Below are 2091 nucleotides of genomic sequence, written 5' to 3'. Positions count from 1 at the left end.
GCCAGCGACGGCGGCGGTTCCATCCGCGTGCCCGCCTCCGCCTGCGGCCTGGTGGGGCTCAAGCCGAGCCGGGGCCGGGTCCCGCAGTCGCTGATGATGTGGGAGCACGCGACGACCGAGGGCGCCGTCACCCGCCACACGCGCGACGCCGCCGCCCTGCTGGACGCCATGTCCGTCCCCGACCGCCTGGCCATGTACCAGGCTCCGCGCCCCGAGCGGCCGTTCGGTAAGGAGGTGGGACGGGACGCGGGGCCCCTGCGGATCGGCCTGCTGACCAGCGCGCCGACCGGCGTCCCGGTCGACCCGGAGTGCGTGGCCGCCGCCGAGCACACGGGGCGGCTGCTGGAGTCGCTCGGCCACGGCGTGTTCCCCGTCTCGCCCTTCCTGTTCAGCCCGGAGGTGTTCCTGGGGTTCGCGCACACCGTGCTGGACGCGGCGCTGTGTGCGGTGCCCTACGAGCGGCCCGACCTGCTCGAACCGCACACGCGCCACCGGATGGAGCGGGCCCGCGTGCGCCACTCGGGGACCTACACCGGCACGGTGGCGCTGCTCCAGCTGGAGTCGAGGGCCGTCGTCGCCCAGTGGGGCCGTGACTTCGATGTCCTGCTGACCCCGACGATGGCCTGTCCCCCGCCCGCCTCGGGGCGGTTGCGGGCCGAGGCCGACGCCGCCCGCGACGAGCCGGGCACGCAGGAACTCCAGACCGTCTCCTTCACCGCGTTCTGCAACGTCACCGGACTGCCCGCGGTCAGTCTGCCGACGTACCGGTCATCCTCCGGACTGCCGATCGGCAGTCAGCTGGTCGGCGGACCGTGGGAGGAGGCCGTGCTCATCCGCCTGGCCTCCGCTCTGGAGGAGGCCGAGGACTGGACCGGCCGTCACCCCGTCGACTTCACGGCCTGACCGGGCCGGTCGGCGGTCCCGGCCCCTCGCGAGCCCCGCCTACACCACGTCCAGCCACGCCCCTTCCGACAACTGGCCGTTCGGGGACTGTTCGGCCCAGATGACCTTGCCCTCGATGGTGTAGCGGGTGCCCCAGCGTTCGGCGAGCTGGGCGACGAGGAACAGGCCGCGGCCGCCCTCGTCCATGCTGGCGGCGTAACGCAGGTGCGGGGCGGTGCTCGCGGCGTCGGAGACCTCGCAGATCAGGCAGCGGTCGTAGATCAGTCGGACCCGGATCGGGCCGCTGCCGTAGCGGATGGCGTTGGTGACCAGTTCACTGAGGATCAGCTCGGTGACGAACACGCTCTCGTCCAGCTCCCAGGTGGTCAGCTGCCGGGTGACGGCGGCACGGACGGGAGCGACGGCCGCGGGGTCCGTGGGCACGTCCCATTCGACGACCCGGTCCGGGGGCAGCCTGCGCGCACGGGCGATGAGCAGGGCGACGTCGTCCTCCGGCCGATCGGTGAGCATCGAACCGAACACCTCCCGGCAGGCCTCGTCCGGTGGCTGTCCGGCGGTGGCGGCCAGCGTCCGGCGCAGCCGGGTGAGGCCGGAGCCGATGTCCCGGTCGCGGTCCTCCAGCAGCCCGTCGGTGTACAGGACCAGTTGGCTGTCCTCCGGCAGCAGCAGCTCCTCGGCCTCGAAGGGCAGGCCGCCCAGGCCCAGGGGCGGCCCGGCGGGCAACTCGGGGAAGGTCACGTCGCCGTCGGGGCTGACCAGGGCGGGCAGCGGGTGGCCGGCGCGGGCCAGGACACAACGGCCGGAGATCGGGTCGTAGACGGCGTACAGGCAGGTGGCTCCGACCAGTCCGTCGGCGGCGGTTTCCTCGGAGGCTCCGTCGAGCACGGCGGCCTCGGACTCCTCCAGGTCGATGCGGGTGACCAACTCGTCGATCCGCGCCAGGAGTTCGTCCGGCGGCAGGTCCAGGGTGGAGAAGTTGTGGACGGCGGTGCGCAGACGTCCCATCGTGGCGGCGGCGTGCATCCCGTGGCCGACCACGTCGCCGACGACCAGAGCCACGCGCGCGCCGGACAGCGGGATGACGTCGAACCAGTCGCCGCCCGCCTCTCCGGCCTGCGCGGGCAGGTAGCGGTGGGCGACGTCGAAGGCGTTCTGTTCGGGCAGCCCCCGGGGGAGGAGGCTGCGTTG

2 protein-coding genes are annotated in these 2091 nt (G+C 73.5%); one reads left to right on the top strand and one right to left on the bottom strand.

Translation table 11 applies throughout. The features are described 5' to 3' along the window. A partial coding sequence (locus D471_RS34875; protein WP_017599833.1) for an amidase occupies positions 1–903 on the top strand: 903 nt, incomplete at its 5' end. A gap of 39 nt (positions 904–942) precedes the next feature. On the opposite strand, the gene D471_RS34870 is transcribed toward D471_RS34875, so the two are convergent. Further along, the coding region (locus D471_RS34870; protein ID WP_017599832.1) for an ATP-binding SpoIIE family protein phosphatase at positions 943–2091 on the bottom strand (1149 nt) is incomplete at its 5' end.

The sequence above is a fragment of the Nocardiopsis lucentensis DSM 44048 genome (genome assembly GCF_000341125.1).
Taxonomy (GTDB): Bacteria; Actinomycetota; Actinomycetes; order Streptosporangiales; family Streptosporangiaceae; genus Nocardiopsis; species Nocardiopsis lucentensis.
Note: the sequence above shows the minus strand (reverse complement) of the source record. Positions and strands in the feature narration are given on the sequence as shown.